The 1,939-nt window shown below is 64.3% G+C and carries 3 protein-coding genes; all 3 read right to left on the reverse strand.

Features of this window, described 5'->3' with window-relative positions:
• Window positions 1-123: GDP-mannose 4,6-dehydratase (locus AUC71_RS18755; RefSeq protein WP_141701620.1), on the reverse strand; the 123-nt coding region annotated here is incomplete at its 3' end.
• Window positions 120-1,448, reverse strand: a complete 1,329-nt coding sequence (locus tag AUC71_RS11090) for a class I SAM-dependent methyltransferase (protein WP_069624315.1) — start codon at window positions 1,446-1,448, stop codon at window positions 120-122. The genes AUC71_RS11090 and AUC71_RS18755, both read right to left, overlap by 4 nt.
• Window positions 1,449-1,537: 89 nt before the next feature.
• Window positions 1,538-1,939: glycosyltransferase family protein (locus tag AUC71_RS19565; protein ID WP_204376705.1), on the reverse strand; the 402-nt coding region annotated here is incomplete at its 5' end.

Here is a 1,939-nt window from a genome sequence, read left to right on the forward strand (position 1 = left end):
GTCGGGCCCGCGCCCGACGCCGACCACCTCGTGTCCGCGCGCGAGCAGCGTCTCCGCCAGGTAGCTGCCGTCTTGGCCGTTGGCGCCGAGAACGAGGGAGCGGGGCCATTGCGGCCCTCTCATCCGAAGAGCAGCTGCGTCAGGTGCTCCCCGCTCCGCGCAGCATTGGCGAGCGACTGCTCGTAATTGTCCTTCGACACGATTTCCACCTCGGGCAGCGGGAAGATCATCTTCGTGCCGGCGAAGATGGTATCGCGCTCGCGCTCCAGGAACTCGCGTTTGAAGTGCCACGGCAACACCAGATAGTAGTCCGGCTTCGCAGCACGCGACTCTCCCTCCGTGACGATCGGAATGTCGGTGCCGAGCGTCTTGGAGCCAGCCTTCTGCGGGTTGCGGTCCGCGGCGCAATCGACGATGACCCGATTGATGCCGTACCACTGGAGAAGCACATTCCCTTTGGTAGAAGCGCCGTAGATGTGGACCGTCTCTCCCCGCGCGCGGATGTCGAACAGGGCCGTGTTGAGCTCTGCCTTGAGTTGTTCGATCCGGTTCTGGAACGCCACGTATGGCTTGTCGGTGTCGAGTTCCATCTCAAACTCCCGGCTGCGCAAGCGTCGCATCATCGCCAGATCTTCGGCCGTGCCGTAATGGCTGTTGAGGTCGTGGCAGGCGTAGCAGCGGATACTGCCGCCATTGATGTCGTTCACTTCGACGCGGAAGATGCGTAAGCCCGCGCGCGCCGCGATCGTCTCCAGCACGGTGAGACTGTAATATTCGAGATGCTCGTGGCAGATCGTGTCGAAGGAGTTCTGCAGCAGCATCAGCGGCAGATACGACATCTCAAGAACCCAGATGCCGTCGTCGGACAGCAATCTCGCAACGTGTTTAGCGAACGTGACCGGCGACTCCAGATCGTAGAACATGGCGATCGAAGTGAGCACGTCGATGCCCCGCTCGGGCAGCACCGCCAGCGCTCGCTCCGAAGGGAACACGGTGTTGATCACCGTCACCTCGGGGCCGATCTCGCTCGCCACGTCCGAGGGATCGACACCGTAACGGGTCGAGCCCTTCGGGTAGTAGGCGAGCAGCGTGCCGTCGTTGCAGCCGATGTCGAGCACGGTGGGCTCAGGGCTCCCGACGATCGACATCGCGCTCTCGACGATGCCCTTGAGGTGCTCGCGCATCGTGGCGTTGGTGCCGGAGCGGTACCAGTAATTCGCGTAGAGAATTTCCGGCGGGAAGGAATGCGCGAGCTGCAAGAGCCCGCAGCCGTTCTCGTCCTTGGTCACGTCGCAACGGACGAGTTGCGTCGGCAACTTGCGCATTGGCGGCAGCAGCATCCCCGGCTTGACGAAGGAGCCCTGTAGGTACTGGGCGCCGAGATCGATGACGGGCGTGAGCTGGTTGGAACCGCAAACGCGGCAGGTCTTGCGATAACGCGGGTGCAAACGTTAACCCTCTGCCCGTTGCCTTAAGGTCTGCCGGGTGCTCTACCGCAACCCGCCTGGAACCGCAATCCTGGCGGCCGTGGCGTCGATCAAGCCGTGGCCCACGGCGGCGAGATTGCCGAGCAGCCCGCGTTCGCCGTGCGCGATGAGCCGCCAGGCATCGGCCGGCCGGCGCGAAGCTCGCTCTGCACGAGCCGCCCGAGACAGCGGCCCTCCAGGGTCCTGGCGACGCGTTTCGTCTCCGGCGAGGCCTCGTCCGCTTCCGCCCAATGGCGCGCCACCTCCAAGAGCTCCTGCCAGATGACGGGCCGCTGGGCGGCCTCGCCCGAGAAGGAGAGCGAGGCGTGGTGCCGACGATAGGTGTAGACCAGGGGCTGAACTGGCTCAGTGAGTAAGCCCCGCGTGATCGCCCGCATCAGAAAGTCCCGATCCGAGACGACGCGGTAATCGAGCGAGAAGGGCCCTATCCTGTCCAGGGCGCTTTTCCGGAA

Origin of the sequence: Methyloceanibacter marginalis (assembly GCF_001723295.1) — a bacterium.
GTDB classification, from domain to species: Bacteria; Pseudomonadota; Alphaproteobacteria; order Rhizobiales; family Methyloligellaceae; genus Methyloceanibacter; species Methyloceanibacter marginalis.